16 protein-coding genes are annotated in these 17,536 nt (G+C 63.4%); 3 read left to right on the top strand and 13 right to left on the bottom strand.

What is annotated here, in order from left to right:
- Window positions 1-41 precede the first annotated feature (41 nt).
- Both NLM31_RS34650 and NLM31_RS34645 read left to right on the top strand, forming a co-directional pair.
- Window positions 42-383: a hypothetical protein gene (locus NLM31_RS34650; RefSeq protein WP_254195173.1), complete on the top strand. Its 342-nt coding sequence runs from the start codon at window positions 42-44 to the stop codon at window positions 381-383.
- Window positions 384-405: 22 nt separating this feature from the next.
- Window positions 406-780, top strand: a complete 375-nt coding sequence (locus NLM31_RS34645) for a hypothetical protein (protein ID WP_254133753.1) — start codon at window positions 406-408, stop codon at window positions 778-780.
- Between the two features lie 40 nt (window positions 781-820).
- Here the strand turns inward: NLM31_RS34645 and NLM31_RS34640 are convergent, their stop codons facing one another.
- From NLM31_RS34640 to NLM31_RS34600, 9 genes are all read right to left on the bottom strand, one after another.
- A complete protein-coding gene (locus NLM31_RS34640; RefSeq protein ID WP_254195172.1) occupies window positions 821-1,777 on the bottom strand; it encodes an alpha/beta fold hydrolase in 957 nt (318 codons plus the stop codon).
- Window positions 1,778-2,030: 253 nt separating this feature from the next.
- Window positions 2,031-2,450: a CBS domain-containing protein gene (locus NLM31_RS34635; RefSeq protein WP_254133751.1), complete on the bottom strand. Its 420-nt coding sequence runs from the start codon at window positions 2,448-2,450 to the stop codon at window positions 2,031-2,033.
- Window positions 2,451-2,562: 112 nt separating this feature from the next.
- Complete coding sequence (locus NLM31_RS34630; protein WP_254133750.1) at window positions 2,563-3,033, bottom strand: aminoacyl-tRNA deacylase; 471 nt, start codon at window positions 3,031-3,033, stop codon at window positions 2,563-2,565.
- A gap of 190 nt (window positions 3,034-3,223) precedes the next feature.
- Window positions 3,224-3,544: a hypothetical protein gene (locus NLM31_RS34625; protein ID WP_254195171.1), complete on the bottom strand. Its 321-nt coding sequence runs from the start codon at window positions 3,542-3,544 to the stop codon at window positions 3,224-3,226.
- A gap of 50 nt (window positions 3,545-3,594) precedes the next feature.
- Complete coding sequence (locus tag NLM31_RS34620; protein WP_254195170.1) at window positions 3,595-8,418, bottom strand: NAD-glutamate dehydrogenase; 4,824 nt, start codon at window positions 8,416-8,418, stop codon at window positions 3,595-3,597.
- A gap of 382 nt (window positions 8,419-8,800) precedes the next feature.
- Window positions 8,801-10,741 (bottom strand): serine hydrolase, encoded by a 1,941-nt coding sequence (locus tag NLM31_RS34615; protein WP_254195169.1) that lies wholly within the window; start codon window positions 10,739-10,741, stop codon window positions 8,801-8,803.
- A 105-nt stretch (window positions 10,742-10,846) separates the two neighbouring features.
- The gene (locus NLM31_RS34610; RefSeq protein ID WP_254133746.1) at window positions 10,847-11,980 is read right to left on the bottom strand and encodes an AraC family transcriptional regulator; all 1,134 of its coding nucleotides are present in this window, start codon (window positions 11,978-11,980) and stop codon (window positions 10,847-10,849) included.
- A gap of 193 nt (window positions 11,981-12,173) precedes the next feature.
- Window positions 12,174-12,566 carry a tautomerase family protein gene (locus NLM31_RS34605; RefSeq protein WP_254195168.1) on the bottom strand — a complete coding sequence of 131 codons (393 nt, stop codon included), beginning with the start codon at window positions 12,564-12,566 and terminating at the stop codon, window positions 12,174-12,176.
- 33 nt (window positions 12,567-12,599) lie between these two features.
- Window positions 12,600-13,574 carry a catalase family peroxidase gene (locus NLM31_RS34600; RefSeq protein WP_254195167.1) on the bottom strand — a complete coding sequence of 325 codons (975 nt, stop codon included), beginning with the start codon at window positions 13,572-13,574 and terminating at the stop codon, window positions 12,600-12,602.
- Window positions 13,575-13,722: 148 nt separating this feature from the next.
- Here NLM31_RS34600 and NLM31_RS34595 point away from each other — a divergent pair, with 148 nt between their 5' ends.
- Window positions 13,723-14,610, top strand: a complete 888-nt coding sequence (locus tag NLM31_RS34595; protein WP_254195166.1) for a LysR family transcriptional regulator — start codon at window positions 13,723-13,725, stop codon at window positions 14,608-14,610.
- A gap of 239 nt (window positions 14,611-14,849) precedes the next feature.
- On the opposite strand, the gene NLM31_RS34590 is transcribed toward NLM31_RS34595, so the two are convergent.
- The 4 genes from NLM31_RS34590 to NLM31_RS34575 all read right to left on the bottom strand — a co-directional run bounded on the left by NLM31_RS34590 (window position 14,850) and on the right by NLM31_RS34575 (window position 17,534).
- Window positions 14,850-15,647 (bottom strand): carbohydrate ABC transporter permease, encoded by a 798-nt coding sequence (locus NLM31_RS34590; protein ID WP_254195165.1) that lies wholly within the window; start codon window positions 15,645-15,647, stop codon window positions 14,850-14,852.
- On the bottom strand, window positions 15,644-16,522 hold the full coding sequence (locus NLM31_RS34585; RefSeq protein ID WP_254195164.1) for a carbohydrate ABC transporter permease: 879 nt from the start codon (window positions 16,520-16,522) through the stop codon (window positions 15,644-15,646). The genes NLM31_RS34590 and NLM31_RS34585 overlap by 4 nt, the downstream gene beginning before the upstream one ends.
- A 159-nt stretch (window positions 16,523-16,681) precedes the next feature.
- Window positions 16,682-17,023, bottom strand: coding sequence for a hypothetical protein (locus NLM31_RS34580; protein WP_254195163.1), 342 nt, complete (start codon window positions 17,021-17,023; stop codon window positions 16,682-16,684).
- A 40-nt stretch (window positions 17,024-17,063) separates the two neighbouring features.
- Window positions 17,064-17,534 carry a DUF302 domain-containing protein gene (locus tag NLM31_RS34575; protein ID WP_254133739.1) on the bottom strand — a complete coding sequence of 157 codons (471 nt, stop codon included), beginning with the start codon at window positions 17,532-17,534 and terminating at the stop codon, window positions 17,064-17,066.
- Window positions 17,535-17,536 lie beyond the last annotated feature (2 nt).

Below are 17,536 nucleotides of genomic sequence, written 5' to 3'. Positions count from 1 at the left end.
CATCCTTTGCGGGCCGATGCTGGAGGTGCGACCTTGAAGGGATGACGAAAAAGGACCATTGCGCCACCGGTGCGCGCCTCGCGGCCAAGGGCGCCGGCAAGCTCGATCAGGTGAAGATCCTCGGGACTGACGGCTTGCCCGGGCCAGCTGGCGGCATCCGCGCGGTTGCGGAAGGCGAGTGGGCAGCAACCTTCACCTATCGGACCGGAGGCGATCGATATGGCGAAGTCGATCCTGCTCGATTGTGCCGACAAGGTGCCGACCGTGGGCGCGGCCTGTCGTCGACCGTGCCCGCTGCGCGCCGTGGCAAGGACGAAACCTTTTGGTGGCCGGATGAAGCCAGCCGGAAACAAACCAGACTTAGCCTCCCCCCGGGTTGCTAACCCGATTTGAGGGAGGGATCCCATGAAAGCAGCGCTTTTGGCACTGTCGCTTCTTGGCCTGCCCGCGATGCCGGTTTCAGATCGCGTGCCCGTCTTCAACGTGGAAGCCATGTGCAGGGACGTTTCCGCCGACGACAAGGCGTCAGGGCTCGCCCTGGCGCAGGACGCCGGTGAGTGCACGCGTGACGAGACGCTTGCCCAGCAACAGCTGAGTTCGGCCTGGCTGACTGTTCCGGGTCCCGCGCGCGAAAGTTGTGAAGGCGAGGCTGCGGCAGCGGGAATACAAAGCTATGTCGACCTGCTCACCTGTCTGCAGATGGCCGGCTGGGCGAATTCGGATCGCCCACCGGCGACCCCGCTCAGGGGTGCGAGCAAGATGCGGAACGCCAAGAACTAGTTCAAGAACCAGTTCAGGAATTAGTTGCGCGCTCTCGCTCTTACGCGGTCGTACCGTTGATCGAGCGGCGGATCTCCCGCTGCACTTCCGCGCTCGATAGAAACAGATCGTGATTGATGATGCTCCAGCCTTCCTGGGAAGCATCGACCACGCGCACGCCGAGTTGCTGGATGACAGCCTTCTCGGCGGCGCCGACCCTGGTCATCCCGCCTGCGAGCTGTCCCGATAGAGCGAGAGCTCGATCGTTCGTCGCGGCGATCACGGTGATCTTGCCGGCAAGCGGACCGAGGCGGTGGATCGCCGACGTGAACACGTCCATGTCGATGTCGGGCGCGGCAAACACGACCGTGCCGATCTTGCTCGTGACAGTGTCGCCATATCTCGCATAGAGCTGACGCAGGCTCTCGAGCGTCAGCATGGTTCCCATGCTGTGCGCAACGATGTGCACGCGGCCGCCGCCTGAAGCCGTCACGAGGGAAGAGAGCACGCGTTCGAAATCGTCGCGAGACCACATCGCGCTGTCGCGGTCGTAGGCATAGTCGAACAGCCCCGCCTTGGAGGGCCAGGAGAACACCATGGTCCGGCCGCGGAACTTGATCCCATCGGAGAGATGGGCGGCATCGAGCACGGCCGTCTCGAATGTCTGCTTGAAGCCGTGCACATAGATCAGCACGTCTCCTCCCCCGCCGCCCTGCGCAAGGAGATCGCCGATGTCGGTCTGCACCGGTTCGACCTGATCGAGGCGCCAATCGGCCAGCCCGACCGAGGCGAGAGAAAGTCGGCTCTCGTCCGGCGCCACCAGCATTGCCCGCGCGACCGTCATTGTGGTGGCGCGCTCCGGCCCGAACCAGGGTTTGGTGCGACCACCCTTCACGGGCTTGCGCGTGGTGGTGATGAGCAATGTGGGGTCAGCGGAGAGTGACGACGCGTCGTAGCGCGCGCCGGTCGCGCCCAGGCCTGCGCATCCGCCGAGCGCGAGAGCGCTGCCTGCCGACACGAGCCCGCCCAGGAGCGCGCGGCGCGAAAGAGAATGATGAGAATTGCGTTGCAGAGGATGTCGGACGATCACACGGAACCTTTGGGAACTTTGCCCACCATACCGCCGCCCCGGCTAGCTCCCTGAATGACAATGGGGGCGAGAAGACGGCGAAGCAGCCTCGTCGCAGGTCGGGGGCAAGGCGTCCGCGTTCGCCGGCAGCGGGGCCCGCGAGCCATGCGACGAAGTTCCAACGCCGGGGTGGCGGTTGCCATCAATGATGGGCCGACACGCCCTTGACGCATTGGGTCAACAAATCAACGGAGGCGAATTGGCCGACGTCACCCAGGCTGATCATGCCGACCATCCGCTTGCTCTTGTTGATCACGGGTAGCCTGCGGATTTTCAGCGTCTCCATGTGATGCACGGCTTTCGCCAGATCGTCGTCTTCGCGGCAGCAATGGATTCCTTCGGTCATCACGTCCCGCGCCGTCATGCGCGCGGCGTTGAAGCTCTTGCTCGCGAGGCCTTTGCAGACGATGTCGCGATCGGTCACCATCCCGATCAGGTGGTCGTCATCGCCGATCGGAATACAGCCGATGTCGTGCCCTTGCATCAACTTCGCGATCTCGGTGATCGGGGTGTCGGGGCTGACCCAATCGACGCCCTTGTGCATCACGTCCTTGACCTTCATGGAGGACCTCCGTTGCGAACGCAGCCCCCGTGACGCGACTATACTACGATCCGGGCGCGACCGCACGCGCGCCGCGACAAGGCGTCCGGAGATTATCCCGACGCCATGCTGGTCAATCGCGCATGCTGAAGCGTCCATGCGGCGCATTGGCCGTCAGCCGTTCGAACTGCGCTTGCGTCAGCTGGAGCAGCGTCTCGTGGTCGCCGGCTTCGACATAGATCTTGGGCTGCGCCCGGATGCTGTCATCGACGATGAGATCGAGCCCGTAGCACCGGCCTATCGCCGGAACGGCGCCATGCGCGCAGTCCGCGAACAGCCGGTTGATCTCGGTTTCGTTCGCCATCGCGAGATCCGCGCCGAGCCTCTCCTTCAACTCCGGCAGGTTGAGATGGTGCGATGCCGGTACGATCGCGAGCATAAAGCCGCCGTCATGCCGCAGCACGACGGCCTTGGCGAAATGATCGCCCGAGACGTGGCAGGCCTGCGCCGTGCGCGCCGATGACATGGTGAAAACGTGCGGGATCTCGGCATACTGGATGTTCTCGGCAGCCAGGTATCGGTGGAGCGTGGGGGCTATGGTCATGGCATGGCCTTTCGGATGGATATGTGAACCATCCACCGTGAGGCTGCCTCCGCCGCACGATGGGCGGCCGCGTGATTGCCGGACGTCAGCATAGGCGTCGCCGTTGAATGCCGCAATCGGGTCGGTGGGCAAATCCGTCCGCGGCGCGCCATTCTGGCTTCGTTTGCGATGCCGCCGATTTTCCCGTGGCTTACGAAATCCCTGCCATAACGTTGGGCCGGTTCTTCTTGAGCCAGGCAACGGCCTCGGGGCCATCGACGACGCACGCGAAGGTTTCCCAGGTTGGGTCCTCCAGGGATTCCGATTGCAATCGCTTCGCCGCATACTCGACGAGGTCGTGTAGGCCTTCGTATCCTCGTCGGTGCTCGAGGGACTCTGCAATCGCCGTGCTGGTCCATCCTCGTTGGGCCAGACCGACAATGCTCGGCGCGTCGGCCTCGCTGAACCACGGTGTGGCATCGAACTCGATGCAGCGGACATTGTCGGCGGTGTGGCAAGTGGCGTGGATCATGGGAGTCCTCCGTTCGCCGGCTAAGATTCACATCGCGGCCTCGCACGCCCTCAGGCTTTGACCAGGTCCCCCAGCAGGTTTGCCGCCACCGTCAGCTTGGCAAGAGTCAGGCCGCTGGCCGCAATCTGCTCGACCGAGCGGCGGGTGCGCGTCGCTTCGGGGTGAGCCGCGAGCCAGGTCTCGACCGCCTGCTGGCCGCATTGGCCAGTTGCCAGCATATCCGCGGCCAGTCTGCGTTCGGCGCCGGCGATCTGTTCAACGGCGCGATCGACGGCAATGCGTTCAAAATAATCATTGGCCGGCACGCCGCGCGCGGCGGCGATGATACGGTCGAGACGGAAATTCGCCTCGGCGGCGTAGAAGGTCGCGGCGGCATCGCCGATCGGGCGCGTGGTGCGCTCGGCGATCGTCACGATATCGGGAGCCGCAATCAGCGCGTCGAGATCGGCGAGCTCGCCGGCGAGGCCGGCCGGGACGCCGGCATCGGCGAGTTCCTGGCGCCGCTTGCCGCGCGCGGTCTGTAGGTCCGGCGGCAGGGTGGTGTCGAGGGAGGCCGCGATCTCGCGGATACCCGGGCCAAAACGTCCGATCACCGCCTCGAGGCCGTCCTTGAAATCGACATTGCGCACGTACCAGACCATGCGGGAAATCAGGAGGTCCTGGACCGTCGCGTAGAGGCCGAGCTGCACCTGGCCGTCGATGCGGGTGTCGAGCGCGTCGATCGCGTCATTGAGCCGTCTGAGCTCGTAGATCGCGTCCACCGCCACCTGCGCCATGACGATGGTCGGGATATCGGCGTCGGTCTCGTCGGTCAGGCGCACGACACACGCCGGGCCGCCGCGGTTGATCACGGCATTGACGAGACTGGTTGCGATGATCTCGCGCCGGAGGCGATGGAGCTCGACCGCGGTCGGGAATTTATCGAGAACTTCGCGCGGAAAATACAGGGACAGTCTGCGGGCGAGATAAGGATCGTCCGGCACGCTGGTGGCGAGCAGGTCCTCGTAGAGCGTCAGTTTGGCGTACGCGAGCAGCACGGCAAGCTCGGGCCGTGTCAGGGCCTGGCCGCGCCGTGTCAGCTCGGTGAGCGCTGCGTCGTCGGGCAGGAACTCCACGGCGCGGCTGAGCAGGGCGCGCTGCTCGAGCGACTGCATCAGGCGGGTGAGGAAGCCGGTCTCGGCCACGCCCTTGCGCTCGGCGAGCGAGAGCGCCAGCGTTTGCAGATAGTTGTTGCGCAGCACCAGCGTGCCGACCTCATCAGTCATCGCGGCAAGCAGGCTGTTGCGGTCGGCGAAGCTGAGGCGTCCCTCGCGTTCGGGGCGCGCCAGCGCGACCTTGATATTGACCTCGACGTCGGAGGTGTTGACGCCGGCCGAATTGTCGATGGCGTCGGTGTTGAGCTTGACACCCTTCTGCGCCGCTTCGATGCGGCCGCGCTGGGTGACGCCGAGATTGGCGCCTTCGCCGATCACCCGGGCGCGGACATCGGTGCCGGTGATGCGGATCGGATCGTTTGCGCGGTCGCCGGCCTGATCGTCGCTCTCTGCCGATGCGCGGATATAGGTGCCGATGCCGCCGAACCACAGCAAGTCCGTGCGCGCTTTCAGGATCGCCGTCATCACCTCGAACGGCGTGGCTTGCGGCTTGTCGAGATCGAGCAGGGCACGCACTTCCGGTCCGAGCGGGATCGCCTTGAGCTGCCGCGAGAACACACCGCCGCCTTGGGAGATCAGCGATTTGGCGTAGTCCTGCCAGCTCGATCGCGGCAGGTCGAACAGACGCTTGCGCTCGGCGAAGCTGGTCGCCGGATCGGGCGAGGGATCGATGAAGATGTCGCGGTGATCGAAAGCCGCCACAAGCCTTGTCGTCGGCGAGAGCAGCATGCCATTGCCGAAGACGTCGCCAGACATGTCGCCGACGCCGGTCACGGTGAACGGCATGGTCTGAATGTCGGTGCCGAGCTCGCGGAAGTGGCGCTTGACCGCCTCCCAGGCGCCGCGCGCGGTGATCCCCATCTTCTTGTGGTCGTAGCCCTGGCTGCCGCCTGAGGCGAAGGCATCGCCGAGCCAATGGTTCTTCTCGGCCGAGATCGCGTTGGCGACGTCGGAGAAGGTGGCGGTGCCCTTGTCGGCAGCGACGACGAGGTACGGATCGTCGCCGTCATGCCGCACGGTGGCGTCGGGCGGCACGACGTCGTCGCCGTCGAGGTTGTCCGTGAGTTCGAGCAGCGAGCGAACGAAGATGCGATAGGCTTCGGTGCCTTCCGCGAGCCAGGCGTCGCGATTGGAAGGCGGGGGCAGGCGCTTGGGCACGAAGCCGCCTTTGGCTCCGACGGGCACGATCACGGCGTTCTTGACCTGCTGCGCCTTGACGAGGCCCAGGATCTCGGTGCGGAAATCCTGCGGCCGATCGGACCAGCGTAGGCCCCCGCGCGCAACCTTGCCGAAGCGCAGGTGAATACCTTCGACACGAGGTGAATAGACGAAGATCTCGTAGAGAGGTCGTGGAGCGGGAAGGTCGTCGACCCGGCGCGCGTCGAATTTGAAGGAGATCACCGGACGCGGATGTCCATCCTGGCCGACCTGCCACAAATTGGTGCGGATGGTTGCCTGCACCAGATTGATGAAGCGGCGCAGGATGCGGTCTTCGTCGAGCGAGGCGACGGATTTGAGCTGCTCCTCGATCTCGGCAAGGAGGTCCGTCTGGCGCGCCGAACGCTCGGCGTCGGTCAGGGTGAGGCGCGGATCGAGGCGGGCCTGGAACAGCGCGACGAGGTTGGCGGTGATCGTGCCATTCCTGCGCAAGGTCTCCCACATATAGTCCTGGGTGAACGGCGCGCGGATCTGGTGCAAATAGCGGGACAGCGCCCGGAGGCTCGAGACTTCCCGCCAGCCCAGGGCTGTGCGCAGGATCAAGGCATTATATCCGTCGGATTCAGCGCGATCGGTGACCACCGCCATGATCGAGGCTTCCAGGCGATGGCTCAATTCCGGGCTGATCTCGATCGGCTTGCCGTCGCTGGTCTCGATCGTCATGTCGTGCAGCCAGACCGGCTCAGGCCTGTTACCGGGCACGATCTGGTAGGTGCGTTCGTTGACCACGCGCAGACCATGATTTTCGATCACCGGCACGCGGTAAGACAGCGACAGCGGTGCGGCGTCCGAAAACACCTTCAGGCCGAAGCGCTTCGGATCGTCGCCTTCGATGCGGTAAACCGAAATCGTCACCGGACGGGCCGGCGTGAGCTTTTCGACGGTCGCGATATCGGCAATCGCCTGTTGCGCGCCGAATACCTCAGTATAGCCGCCGCTAAAGGCACGGGCATATCGGTTGGCGAGCATGCGCGCCCGCATGCCATCGGTCGACGCGTTAAGCGCGGCTTTCAGCTTGTCGGCCCAGGTCGCGGCAATGGCGCTGATCCCGGCTTCGAGCACGGAGTGCTCGACGACGGGCGTTTTTCCTTCATAGCGCCCGATGATGAAATGGACGCGTGCAAGCGCGCCTTCAGGGAATGATACGTACGAGGCGGACAGGGTCCCCTTGTAGGCCTGCGCAAGGAAGGCTCCGACACGCGTGCGGACGTCGGTGTCGTATTTGTCGCGTGGAATGAAGGTAAGGATGGAGACGAAGCGATCGAACTTGTCGACCCGCGCCAGCGCGCGAACGCGCGGGCGCTCGTAGAGGATCAGGACCTCGATGACGAAATTGTAGAGCGTGTCGACATCGATCTGGAACAGCTCGTCGCGCGGATAATCTTCGAGAATATGCATCAGCGCCTTGCCGGAATGGCCGTTCGGATCGAAGCCGGCGCGCTGAAGCACCCGCGAAACCTTATGGCGGACATAGGGGATCTGCCGTACCGAGCGGGTGTAGGCGCCCGAGGTGAACAGGCCGACGACGCGCAACTCGCCCTCGAGCCGGCCGTCGGGCGCATAGAGCTTGATGCCCACATAATCCATCCGGATGCGGCGATGGACGAGGCTGCTGACATTGGCCTTGATGACGATCAGCAGCGTCGGCTCGTGCATGAACTCGCGGATTTCCGATGTCATCACCACCATTTCGCTGCCGCGGCGCAGCACCTTCACGTCGGGATCGCGCAGGATGCCGAGGCCTTTGCCGGTCGTGATGTCGTCGGACGCATCGCTGTCGGGCGAGAAGCGATATTCGCGCACGCCGAGGAAGGTGAAATTGTCCGCGCAGAGCCATTGCAGGAACTGATTGGCTTCGGCGACCTCCTCGATCGGCAGCGGCGGCGGATTGGCCGCGAACGTCTTGATCGCTTCCTCGACGCGGTCACGCATGGCGCGCCAATCGGTGACGCAGGCGCGGACATTGTTCAACGTCCTGGTCAGACCGGCGACCAGCTTCTGGCGGTCGGCATCGACGTCCAGGCGGGTGATGTGGAGATGAATCAGGCTTTCGCGCGCGCCCGTGGCTCCCTCCGGTAGCGCTTCGCCGTAGAACCGCAGCAGGTTACCTTGATCATCGCGCTCCACGGCGATGATCGGGTGAGCGACGAGGGTGACTTCGATGCCCTGCTCGGCGAGCTCCGCCATGGTGGAATCGAACAGGAAGGGCATGTTTTCGTTGAGAATCTCGAGCACGGAAATCTCGCGCCCGTTCGGCAACGTCGGATTGACGACGCGGATATCAGCGCTGCCGGCCGTGCGCCGCTGCACGTGCTCCCAGGCTTGCTCCGCCAGGAGGGCAAGCGAAGCGGCGTCGTAGTTGGCGAGATCCTCGATATTGCTGTAGCCGAATAACGGCTCGGCAAAGGCCCGGGGGCTCTTGCCCGGCGGTACGCTGCCCGCTGCATCGCGGATCAGGGTTGCCCGGGCCTTGTCGTCACGCCACGCCATAATGTCCTCCATTTGCCGCGCCGTCCGACCGCAGTCGCGATCCTCAGCCTAGTTCTGGAGTGCATCCCGTCGAGCGCCGCGATCGAGTGGATACGCAAAATCCTCGGTCTCGTGCGTCGGCGGCTTCCGACGACCATACTACGATCCCGGAGTGAAAGGCGCACGCTGTCGTGAGGCGTGCCGAAATTCTCTACGGCAGCGGGCGGGCCCAGTCGGTGCCGACGGCCGAATCATTGAGGCGAGGAAAATCACAAGCAATTTCAGATATGTATGAGTTCGTGGCTTAATTCTGAATGGCGCGCCAAGTCGAGACCGCCCCACATTGGGCGACCGTAGGACACTTTAATGTTCGGGCCGCGCAAGCTTCCTCCATTTCATCAGCTGTCAGTGTGCCCTATTGGGCGCGTGCGCCGCGTTGCTCCCAGGGTCCCGGATTGAGAACCGCGCGGTTGACTTTGCCGGCGGCGTCGCGCGTGAAAGCGATCCGCGTATGATCGCCACTGTCGACGTAGAATTCATCCTTCGAAAGAACCGCCACGGGCGTCGGCTGCCCCTTGTCAAAATCAAGGATCGACCAGCTGCCTGTTGCTTCAACGACGAGCTTGCCGTCCGCGACACGGACTTGAAGCGCGACGCTGTGCGAGGGGACCGCCTCCCGGGCAAAGGCAACAACGAGCGGATCGGTCTGTCCCTGCCGGGTGATTTTGAGCTTGATCGCGGCGTTGACCGGACCTGAAATCCGGCGAAATGCCGCTTCCAGGGTCAGGCCCTTCGTCGACTGGTCGCCGATCGCCGTGATGAGGTCTCCCGCCAAAACGCCCGCCCGCGCGGCGGGGCCTCCCTCGGCCGGTTTGATCACCCTGAGGCCATCCGTGCCAGCGACAACGGACTCAAGGCCGGTCCAGCCGTTGCCGTCGGCAACCAACATCTGTCTGTCCAGCGAACTTGCGGACCCACCGAAATCGTAACGCCCGACGTAGTCGGTGAGAGCGCCTGCATTCAACTGCCCCGAGGCGACGGGCGCAGGCACTTCAGGAACCTTCAACGCCGCATACGGCAGACGACGGATGGCATTGAAATAGAAACCGTTCTCACTGTACTGCGTCCTCTGCATCATCATGACAAGGATCAGCTTCTGAACTGGGTCGACCGAGAAAAATGTGCCCCAGCTTCCCTGCCAGTTGAAGCTTCCGACGGCGCCTGGGATCAGACTGAAATCCGGATCGGTGCGGACGGCGAAGCCGAGTCCCCAGCCCGTTCCAAAAGCCGGACCGGCTTCGTGCCCCGCGAAGTGGATGCCGGGCGGCATCGAATTTGTCGTCATCAGCCGGACCGTTTCCGGCTTCAAGATCCGCGCTCCGTCAAGCTCGCCGTCGTTGAGCAGCATCTGGCAGAAGCGCAGAACGTCGGGAGCCGTCGAAACGATCCCGCCTCCCCCCGAAAAGAACGTCTGCGGCTTCCCGACGTCCCCATCCGAAAGAGGTTTGGGCTGCGCGCCCGGCACAGCGACGAGACGGGCGAGTTTATCCTCCGGCACCGAGAAGCCGCTGTCGACCATATGGAGCGGCGCGAACAGGCGGCTTTGCAGAAAATGATCGAAAGTCTGGCCCGACACGACTTCGATGACCCGTCCGAGAACGTCGTAGCCTATGGAATATTCCCAGACTTCGCCCGGCTGGTGCAGAAGTGGGAGGGTGCCGAGGCTCGCGACGAAGGAGGCGATAGGCTTGTCGCGGCGGAACGGCGCCTTGACGCCGTAGAGCGCGTGAATCGCGGCATTGCCGAATCCTGGATCGGTATAGTCGGGGGACGCATAGACCAGACCGGAGGTATTGCGCAGAAGGTCCCGGATCGTCATCGCCCGCTTGGCCGGTTCAAGCTCCAGGAGGATCGCGTCTCCTGTGGCCGGATCGGTCTTGACGACCTGCATGTCCTTGAGCTCCGGCAAATACTGCGCCACGGGAGCGTCAAGCTCGAGCTTGCCTTCATCGACCAGCATCATGGTGGCGACGCTGGTGATCTGCTTGGACATCGATCCAATGCGAAAGATCGAATCCGGTCGCATCGGAATTTTCTTGTCGCGGTCCTCAAAGCCGGTGGGCTGCAAATAGGCGAGCTTTCCGCCTCGGGCGATCCCAACGACAAAACCGGAGGGATCGCCCCTTTTGGACTGCGCCTCAAACCAGGAGGTGATGCGCGCCAGCCGTTTCGCCGAAAAGCCGAGACTGTCCGGATCGCCGACGGCCTGCAAATCGTCGGCAAGCGCCACACCGGCCAGACAGAGCGTAAGTGCCGCCAGCGCGGTCAATGAAACGGCAAATCGCTGATATCGCATGGGCAGCCCCGTTGTCGCAGCTATTGCGAGGAAGGATCGCCAACAGTCTGTCAAATTTTTTCGATGCCGTTCTCGCCGATTCCCGCAATCCGGCTGGCCGATTCCTCAACTCGACTGGCCGACTTTTGGTCGGCCGTTCCCGGGGGCTGCATTTCCCGCCATTGCAAGACGGCGGAATTCGGTTGGGGTCAGATCTGTCGCGGCCTTGAAGGCGCGGTTGAACGGCCCGATCGACTGGAAACCTGTGTCCATCGCAATTGTCAGCACCGGGACTTCCACTTGTTCGGGGTCGACCAGCGCTGCCTTGGCTTCCCCGATCCGGTAATGATTGATGAACGCATTGAAATTGCGGTAACCGAGGCCCTCATTGATGAGCTGCCGCAGCCGGTATTCCGGCGCGCCAAGTTCGGCGGATAGCAATCCAATGGTCAACCTCTCACGCCGGTAGATGCGCTCGACGGTCATCAGCTGTTCCAACCGGCGCAAGAGAGCCGATTCAATCGCGGCAGGCTTGCCCTGATCGTCAGACGCCTTGGCTGGCTTGCCTAAGGGGACGTTTGTCGCAGGCAGAAGGATCGAACCTTTCCGCGTACCCGCTTCCAGCAGATTCCATGCGCTCAAACCGACCAACGTGAACAGAGCAAAGGCGTTGGCGACGCTAGCCACGGAAAAAGTGGGAGTCGGGGGCTGCTGCAAGAAGCTCACGTAAGAGCTGAGAACGATTTGGGCCGATGCCCCGATCAAGACAACCAGCCGGAGCCGACGCCGGCCCTGCACCATGTCCGCCCGCCAGGTGAGAAGCGTTTGCGCCACTGCCAACAGTGCCAGGCCGAGAGAGGCGAACGACAGCGTGCGTTCGATCGCAAGCTCGAGCGCGGCCGATCGTGTCATGCCGCTGGCGTCCAGCCATTGCGCGACGGCGACGGCCGCCCACAAGACGCCATGCCAGAGCCGCGGCACGAAATCGTCATCGAAGGCGGCACGTGCCCATAGCCAGAACACGACACTGTTCGCGCCGGACAACGCCAGCAGCAACAGGCCCCACCACGCAAATGGCCGCGGGAACGTCGGCGCCGTGCAGATCATCGAAGCCGCGGCGCCGATCGCGAGCGCGGCGCCCAGCAGCGCGGCCGTGCTGTCGCGGCGATCGCGCAGCGCCATGGCTGCGATCAGCAGGCACAGTGCGACGACGGCGCCCCGTAACCCCAGATCGACCGACATCAAACCGCTGGTGTCCACGACCGGAAATACTCCGAATGCCATTATTGACGCGAAAGCCACGTAGGTTCGCTCATACGCCCCTGACGCTGCCGATGTCGAGTCGGCGGATGATTTTGAAGCGGCTACGAACCGGACGGGACCACTGGAGAAATATCGCAAATTTTGCTGGTGTGGGGAAAGGTGGTAGCGCCGCCCGCTACCAAGCCTCCCGTCACGCAAGCTCGCCTGTCACGAACTGGGCACGGCCCAATCCGAATGACCAGTCGGCATCGCCATTCTCGACAAAGGACACGATGACGTCCGAGCTGTCGAGATTGCAGGCGTCCTTCAGCATCTGGCACAGCAACTCGTAGAAGCGCAGCTTCTGCTCCTGCGGCCTGTTTCGGGATCTGACCTCGATCAGGACGACCTTGTTGGTTCGCACAATGCCAAGACCGGTATCGAGCGCGATCATACGTCCCTGACGATATTCCGAGACGAGCTGATAGCGGTCGCCATCGGGCACGTGAAACGCGGCAACCACTGCGGCATGAGCCGTATCGAGCAGCGTCGCGATCTCGGCGTCGGTTCGGCCTTCGAACATGTTGAAGCGAAGCAGGGGCATTGCCTGGTTCCTTTCTGGTTTTGAGAGATCGCGTTACTGACGGCGGCCGAACGACACCGGGTAGGCCGCTCCGCGCGCGTCGATCATTGGATCGGCAGCTTCGATTCCGGACGCCAAGGCGTTCGGGAGGAACAGCAGCGACTTGTCGGCGGCCTCGTCCGCAACGAGGCGCGTCAGCGTGATCGTGCCGAGTTCCGTGGTCTCGCGGCTGTCGGGCCAGGCGATCGAGGGATCATTCACCTTGTCGCCGGTCCCTGCGAGTTGCAGCACAAGGCGAAACTTCACGGGCTCCTTCGCCATGCGCTGCCTGATTTCTGCGATCAGATAATCCGGTTGCGCCTTGGCCACGGCGTCGTCCGCGAGATACTTCGAACCGGCGACCGGCTGCAGCTGGTAGCGTCCGAAAGTCGTCTGACCTGCCGCACTGGTGAATTTGAATGCATTGACGCCGAAATAGGGAAGCGTCGCAAAACTCTCAGGCGCGGGCTTGGGTGCGGTCAGAAATGCCTTGGCCCGCGGATGCCCGGCCAGGTAGGTGTCGAGCGGCGTCGGCTTTGCAGCTTTCGGCCCGGAACGTCCCAATGCAATCAGGAGATCGCGGAAGTCGGCGACGGTTGCCGACGGAAAGCCGTTGAACGAGTGCGTGACGAGATCGGTTTCGCTCCCGTCGGGCAGCTTGAACTTGATGGCCATGCCGTGCGGGCTGGCGAGCGGATCGTTGTCCGGAATTGAGGGGACACCGGCGAAGTTCGAGAAGCGAACGACCATGGGCACGGATGTCTGTTGCAGATGCGGCGCCTTGCTGATGCGCGACGCCGTCGCCGATGGCGTAAAGCTGCCTTCGAGGATGACGCCCTTGGCGTGAACGGCGCGCGCATGATGCTGGCCGAAGACACCGTTGAGGGCGTCGACCATCTGGTCGGGCGTCAGTTGCTCCGCCGAGACGGCTGGCGTCGCCGCGGCGAAACTGGAGATCAGAAACAGGGCTAGATGACGGGACCGGCGCATGGATCACCTCGATCGTTCGGCAGGTCGTATCGACCCGCACTGGATGCTTGATCCCGGATGATTTACGGCGCATAAAATTGCACATCAATGAAAGATATTTCGTATCCATTGTGCAAAAAATATAGTCAACTCCAGAAGGAAGTCTTCGATGGATTGGGAGCGGGTGAGGATATTTCTGGAGGTCGCGCGCGCGGGGCAGATCCTCAAGGCGTCGAAGAACCTGCGGCTGAACCATACGACGGTCGCGCGTCAGCTCACCGCCTTGGAAAGGAGCCTGAAGGCGAAGCTGCTCGAGCGGCATACGTCCGGCTGCACGCTGACGGCCGCGGGCGAGGCCCTGGTCCAGGCGGCCGAGCGCGCCGAAAGCGAGTTTCTGAAAGTGGGCGCCAGCATCGGCGGCAGCGCGGACACCATCAGCGGCACGGTGCGCGTCGGCGCACCCGACGGGCTTGGCAACTTCTTCCTCGCGGAGCATCTCGGCGCCTTGGCCGCGCGCCACCCGGGACTGATCATCCAGCTCGTGCCGCTGCCCCGCACGTTCTCGCTGTCGCGCCGGGAAGCGGACATCGCAATCACGCTGGACCGGCCGAAGCAGGGCCGGCTCATCCTCTCAAAGCTGACCGACTACACGTTGAGCGTCTACGGTTCGGAAAGTTATCTCGATCGCGAGGGGCCGATCGACGCGCAAGCCGACCTCGCCGGCCGCCTCTTCGTCACCCACATCGAGGATTTCGCCTACAGCCGCGCCCTCGACTACGCCGCAGCCCTCGGCCGCCTGATGTCCCGCCGCTACGAATGCGGCAGCATCGTCGCCCAGATCGAGGCGGTGCGTGCCGGACACGGCATCGGCATCCTGCATGACTACGCGGCAAGCCGCTATCCCGAACTGCGCCGGCTGCTGCCCGACATCCGCTTCGTGCGAAACTACTGGCTGACGTCACACCCCGACACCCACGGAACGCGCCGCGTCCAGGAGGTGCACCGCTTCATCGCATCATCGGTGAAGGCGGCGCGGGGAGCGTTTGAGTTGGGGTGAGGGGGGCTTGAGTGCGCAGGATGAGCACTTGCGAAATCCATCATCGCCGAGTTGACAGCGCGCGATGGATTTCGCTTCGCTCTACGCATTCTACGCCAGTGCTGCCTCATACGCGGTTGTTGCGAGCGTAGCGAAGCCAGTCAGAGACCTCCGCGGCGGCAGACTGGATTGCTTCCGCCTTCGCCAAGGCTTCGGCGGACAAGTCGCTGCGCTCGCAATAACGAGGGGGGCGAGTGTGCTTACGTCCGGATCACAAACCCCTTCGCGAGATGATTCCGCACGAAATAGATCATCGCTACCCCCGGCACGAGCGCGAGCACGGTCATCGCCATGACGAGGCCGAAATCGGTTCGAAAGCCGAACAGCGCGTTGATGGCCATGGTGATCGGCTTGCCGCCGGTCGTCGTCAGGATGCGCGCCAGCACCACCTCGACCCAGGAGAAGATGAAGCAGAAGAACGCGGTCACGCCGATGCCCGGCGCGATCGCAGGAACCAGATGGCGGAAGAAGAAGCTGGGAAGCGAATGGCCGTCCAGAAAGGCCGTCTCGTCGAACTCACGCGGCACTGTCCCGATAAATCCCTCCAATATCCAGATCGAGATCGGGATGTTGAAGACGCAGTGAACCAGCGCGATGCCGACCGGGGTGTTCTCCAGGCCGATTTGCGCGAACAGGACGAAGATAGGCAGCGACAGCACGACGGTCGGGGTGATGCGGAACACCAGCAGCAGGAAGAACAGCTGCCGGTCGCCGACGAAGCTGTAGCGGGCGAACGCATAGGCGGCCGGCAGTCCGACGCCAAGGCAGAGCGCGACGTTGAGCACGACGTAGATGATGGAGTTGAGGATCGCTTCCTTCAGAACCGGTGAGTGAAGGATGTTCAGGTAGTTGACGAGGCTGAAATGCCCTTCCGAGATCCCGGCTCTGGGCAGCGTCGACACGAAGCTCGTGACGATCGTCTGCGCCAGCGGCACCAGAACGAAGGCACCGACCGTTGCGAACAGCGCGATCCGCCCCAAGGATGACAGCGACTTCACTTGGCACGCTCCATGGCGACCTGCGCTCGCGTGCTCGTTGCCGCCTTGAAGGCCCAGGCGACCGTCAGGACGATCAGGAAGTAGACGATCGAGCGGGCGGCGGACGGTCCATAGTTGAAGGACTGGATCTCCTCGCCGAGGTCGAGGCTGAGGAATGCGGTCGCGCTATCGGGGCCGCCGGCATTGATGCGGAACGCCTCGATATAGATCATGAAGCTGTCCATGAAGCGGAGCAGAACGGCCATCGACAGCACGGTCTTCATCTTCGGAAGCTGAATGAAGCGAAACACCTGCCATAGCGACGCGGCGTCGATCGCCGCGGCCTGATAGTAGGCGGGCGGAATGCTGGAGATGCCTGCATAGGCCAGCACGACGACGAGCCCCAGCCAGTGCCAGGTGTCCATCACCACCAGTACGATCCAGGTGTGCAGGGCGTTGAACTTGTAGTCGAAGCCGACGCCCAGCCAGGCCAGCGTCCGGCCGGCGAGACCGATATTGGGATTGATGAAGTTGAGCCAGATCACCGGGATCATGTTCCAGGGCACCACCAGTGGCACGGTGATCAGAACGAGGACGGTGCTGACGACGAAGCGATGCGATCGCTGCAGCAAGAGCGCAATCCAGATGCCGAGCGGCAGCTGGATCGACAGCACGATGGCCGAGAACAGGAAGCTGCGCCCGAGGCTGGCATAGAAGCGCTCGGAGGTGACGATGTTCCGGTACCAGTCGACGCCGATCCAATAGGGATTGCTCAGGCTGAACAGGTCCTGGAAAGAGTAATTGGTGACGGCGATCAAAGGGAGGATTCCGACGAAGGTCACGATGACCAGGGCAGGAAGCACCAGGAACCAGGCTCTGTTGTCGTATGGCTTCATTTCAGACAATTGCAGCGGGACACCCCCGGGCACGAAAAAAGGCCTCGATTGACACCGAGGCCTTCTCAGCATTCCGGATCAAGCCAGAACTAGCCTGTCAAACGGCTGGAGTCCAAGAGACGGCAGCGCAGCCCAGTTCCGCGCGGCGATCATGTGTCGTTAGCGCGGGCCGCGTTCATCGTCCGGATCGCTCTCCGGTTCGCCCTCCGATTCACCTTCCGATTCCTGGATCAGCACCACCGGTTCGTCGTAGCCCTTGCGGCTGCTGTAGAACACCAGTGCCATCAGGCCGGCGCCGACGACCAGCGAGAACACGACGCCGAACACCAGCGCGACGTAACCGGCCTCCGGCACCTTGGTGTCCGTGCTGGTCCAGCCGAGATAACCGAGAATGCAAGCGGCGATGAGCAGTGCGGACAGCACCGCGATGACGACCCATCTGGCGAGCTTGCCGCCTCCGGGGCTGGATGGTGCGGTCGGCTGATTGTCTGTGCCGGTCATGGGCCTCTCCTGGAGCGCGAGGGCAGCGGCGGCGGCCGCGCTATGGCGTGGTGGCCTTGGTCGCGATGGCATGCAGCGCTCCCGTCATCGCGGTGACGGCCGCCTTGGCCGCTTCGCCAACGCCATGACGGCCGGCGAGATAGGCCGGATCGTTGTAGGACAGCCAGGTCGCGCCTTGCTCGTCCTGCCAAACCAGCGCCTTCAGCGGCAGGTCGATGCCGACGGTCTGCGCCTGTTGCATCAACGGCGTCCCACCCTTGGCGTTGCCGAAGATGAGAAGATCAGTCGGCCGTAGCTTCAGGTCGACGGCGGCCGCACCGGCGGCGTGATCGACATGGGCAAACACGGTGAGGCCCTTGGCCTTCACCTCGGCCTCGAGCCGCTTCATCGTGTCCGCGGGGCCAAAATTGCTCTTGATGGTGATGAGTCCGTCCGTAGCCATGGCCTGTGTCTCCCATGAACATATCGCTGCAACCAGCGCGATGATTTTGACCAGCGCGGAAAGCCTCATGA

This window comes from Bradyrhizobium sp. CCGUVB4N, assembly GCF_024199945.1.
GTDB lineage: Bacteria > Pseudomonadota > Alphaproteobacteria > Rhizobiales > Xanthobacteraceae > Bradyrhizobium.
This window is presented reverse-complemented; position numbering and strand designations above follow the sequence as displayed.

Coding starts and splice junctions, on each gene's coding strand:
- NLM31_RS34650 (WP_254195173.1), top strand. CDS start 42: ATGACGAAAAAGGACCATTGCGCCACCGGTGCGCGCCTCGCGGCCAAG.
- NLM31_RS34645 (WP_254133753.1), top strand. CDS start 406: ATGAAAGCAGCGCTTTTGGCACTGTCGCTTCTTGGCCTGCCCGCGATG.
- NLM31_RS34635 (WP_254133751.1), bottom strand. CDS start 2,450: ATGAAGGTCAAGGACGTGATGCACAAGGGCGTCGATTGGGTCAGCCCC.
- NLM31_RS34630 (WP_254133750.1), bottom strand. CDS start 3,033: ATGACCATAGCCCCCACGCTCCACCGATACCTGGCTGCCGAGAACATC.
- NLM31_RS34625 (WP_254195171.1), bottom strand. CDS start 3,544: ATGATCCACGCCACTTGCCACACCGCCGACAATGTCCGCTGCATCGAG.
- NLM31_RS34620 (WP_254195170.1), bottom strand. CDS start 8,418: ATGGAGGACATTATGGCGTGGCGTGACGACAAGGCCCGGGCAACCCTG.
- NLM31_RS34615 (WP_254195169.1), bottom strand. CDS start 10,741: ATGCGATATCAGCGATTTGCCGTTTCATTGACCGCGCTGGCGGCACTT.
- NLM31_RS34605 (WP_254195168.1), bottom strand. CDS start 12,566: ATGCCCCTGCTTCGCTTCAACATGTTCGAAGGCCGAACCGACGCCGAG.
- NLM31_RS34600 (WP_254195167.1), bottom strand. CDS start 13,574: ATGCGCCGGTCCCGTCATCTAGCCCTGTTTCTGATCTCCAGTTTCGCC.
- NLM31_RS34595 (WP_254195166.1), top strand. CDS start 13,723: ATGGATTGGGAGCGGGTGAGGATATTTCTGGAGGTCGCGCGCGCGGGG.
- NLM31_RS34585 (WP_254195164.1), bottom strand. CDS start 16,522: ATGAAGCCATACGACAACAGAGCCTGGTTCCTGGTGCTTCCTGCCCTG.
- NLM31_RS34580 (WP_254195163.1), bottom strand. CDS start 17,023: ATGACCGGCACAGACAATCAGCCGACCGCACCATCCAGCCCCGGAGGC.
- NLM31_RS34575 (WP_254133739.1), bottom strand. CDS start 17,534: ATGAGGCTTTCCGCGCTGGTCAAAATCATCGCGCTGGTTGCAGCGATA.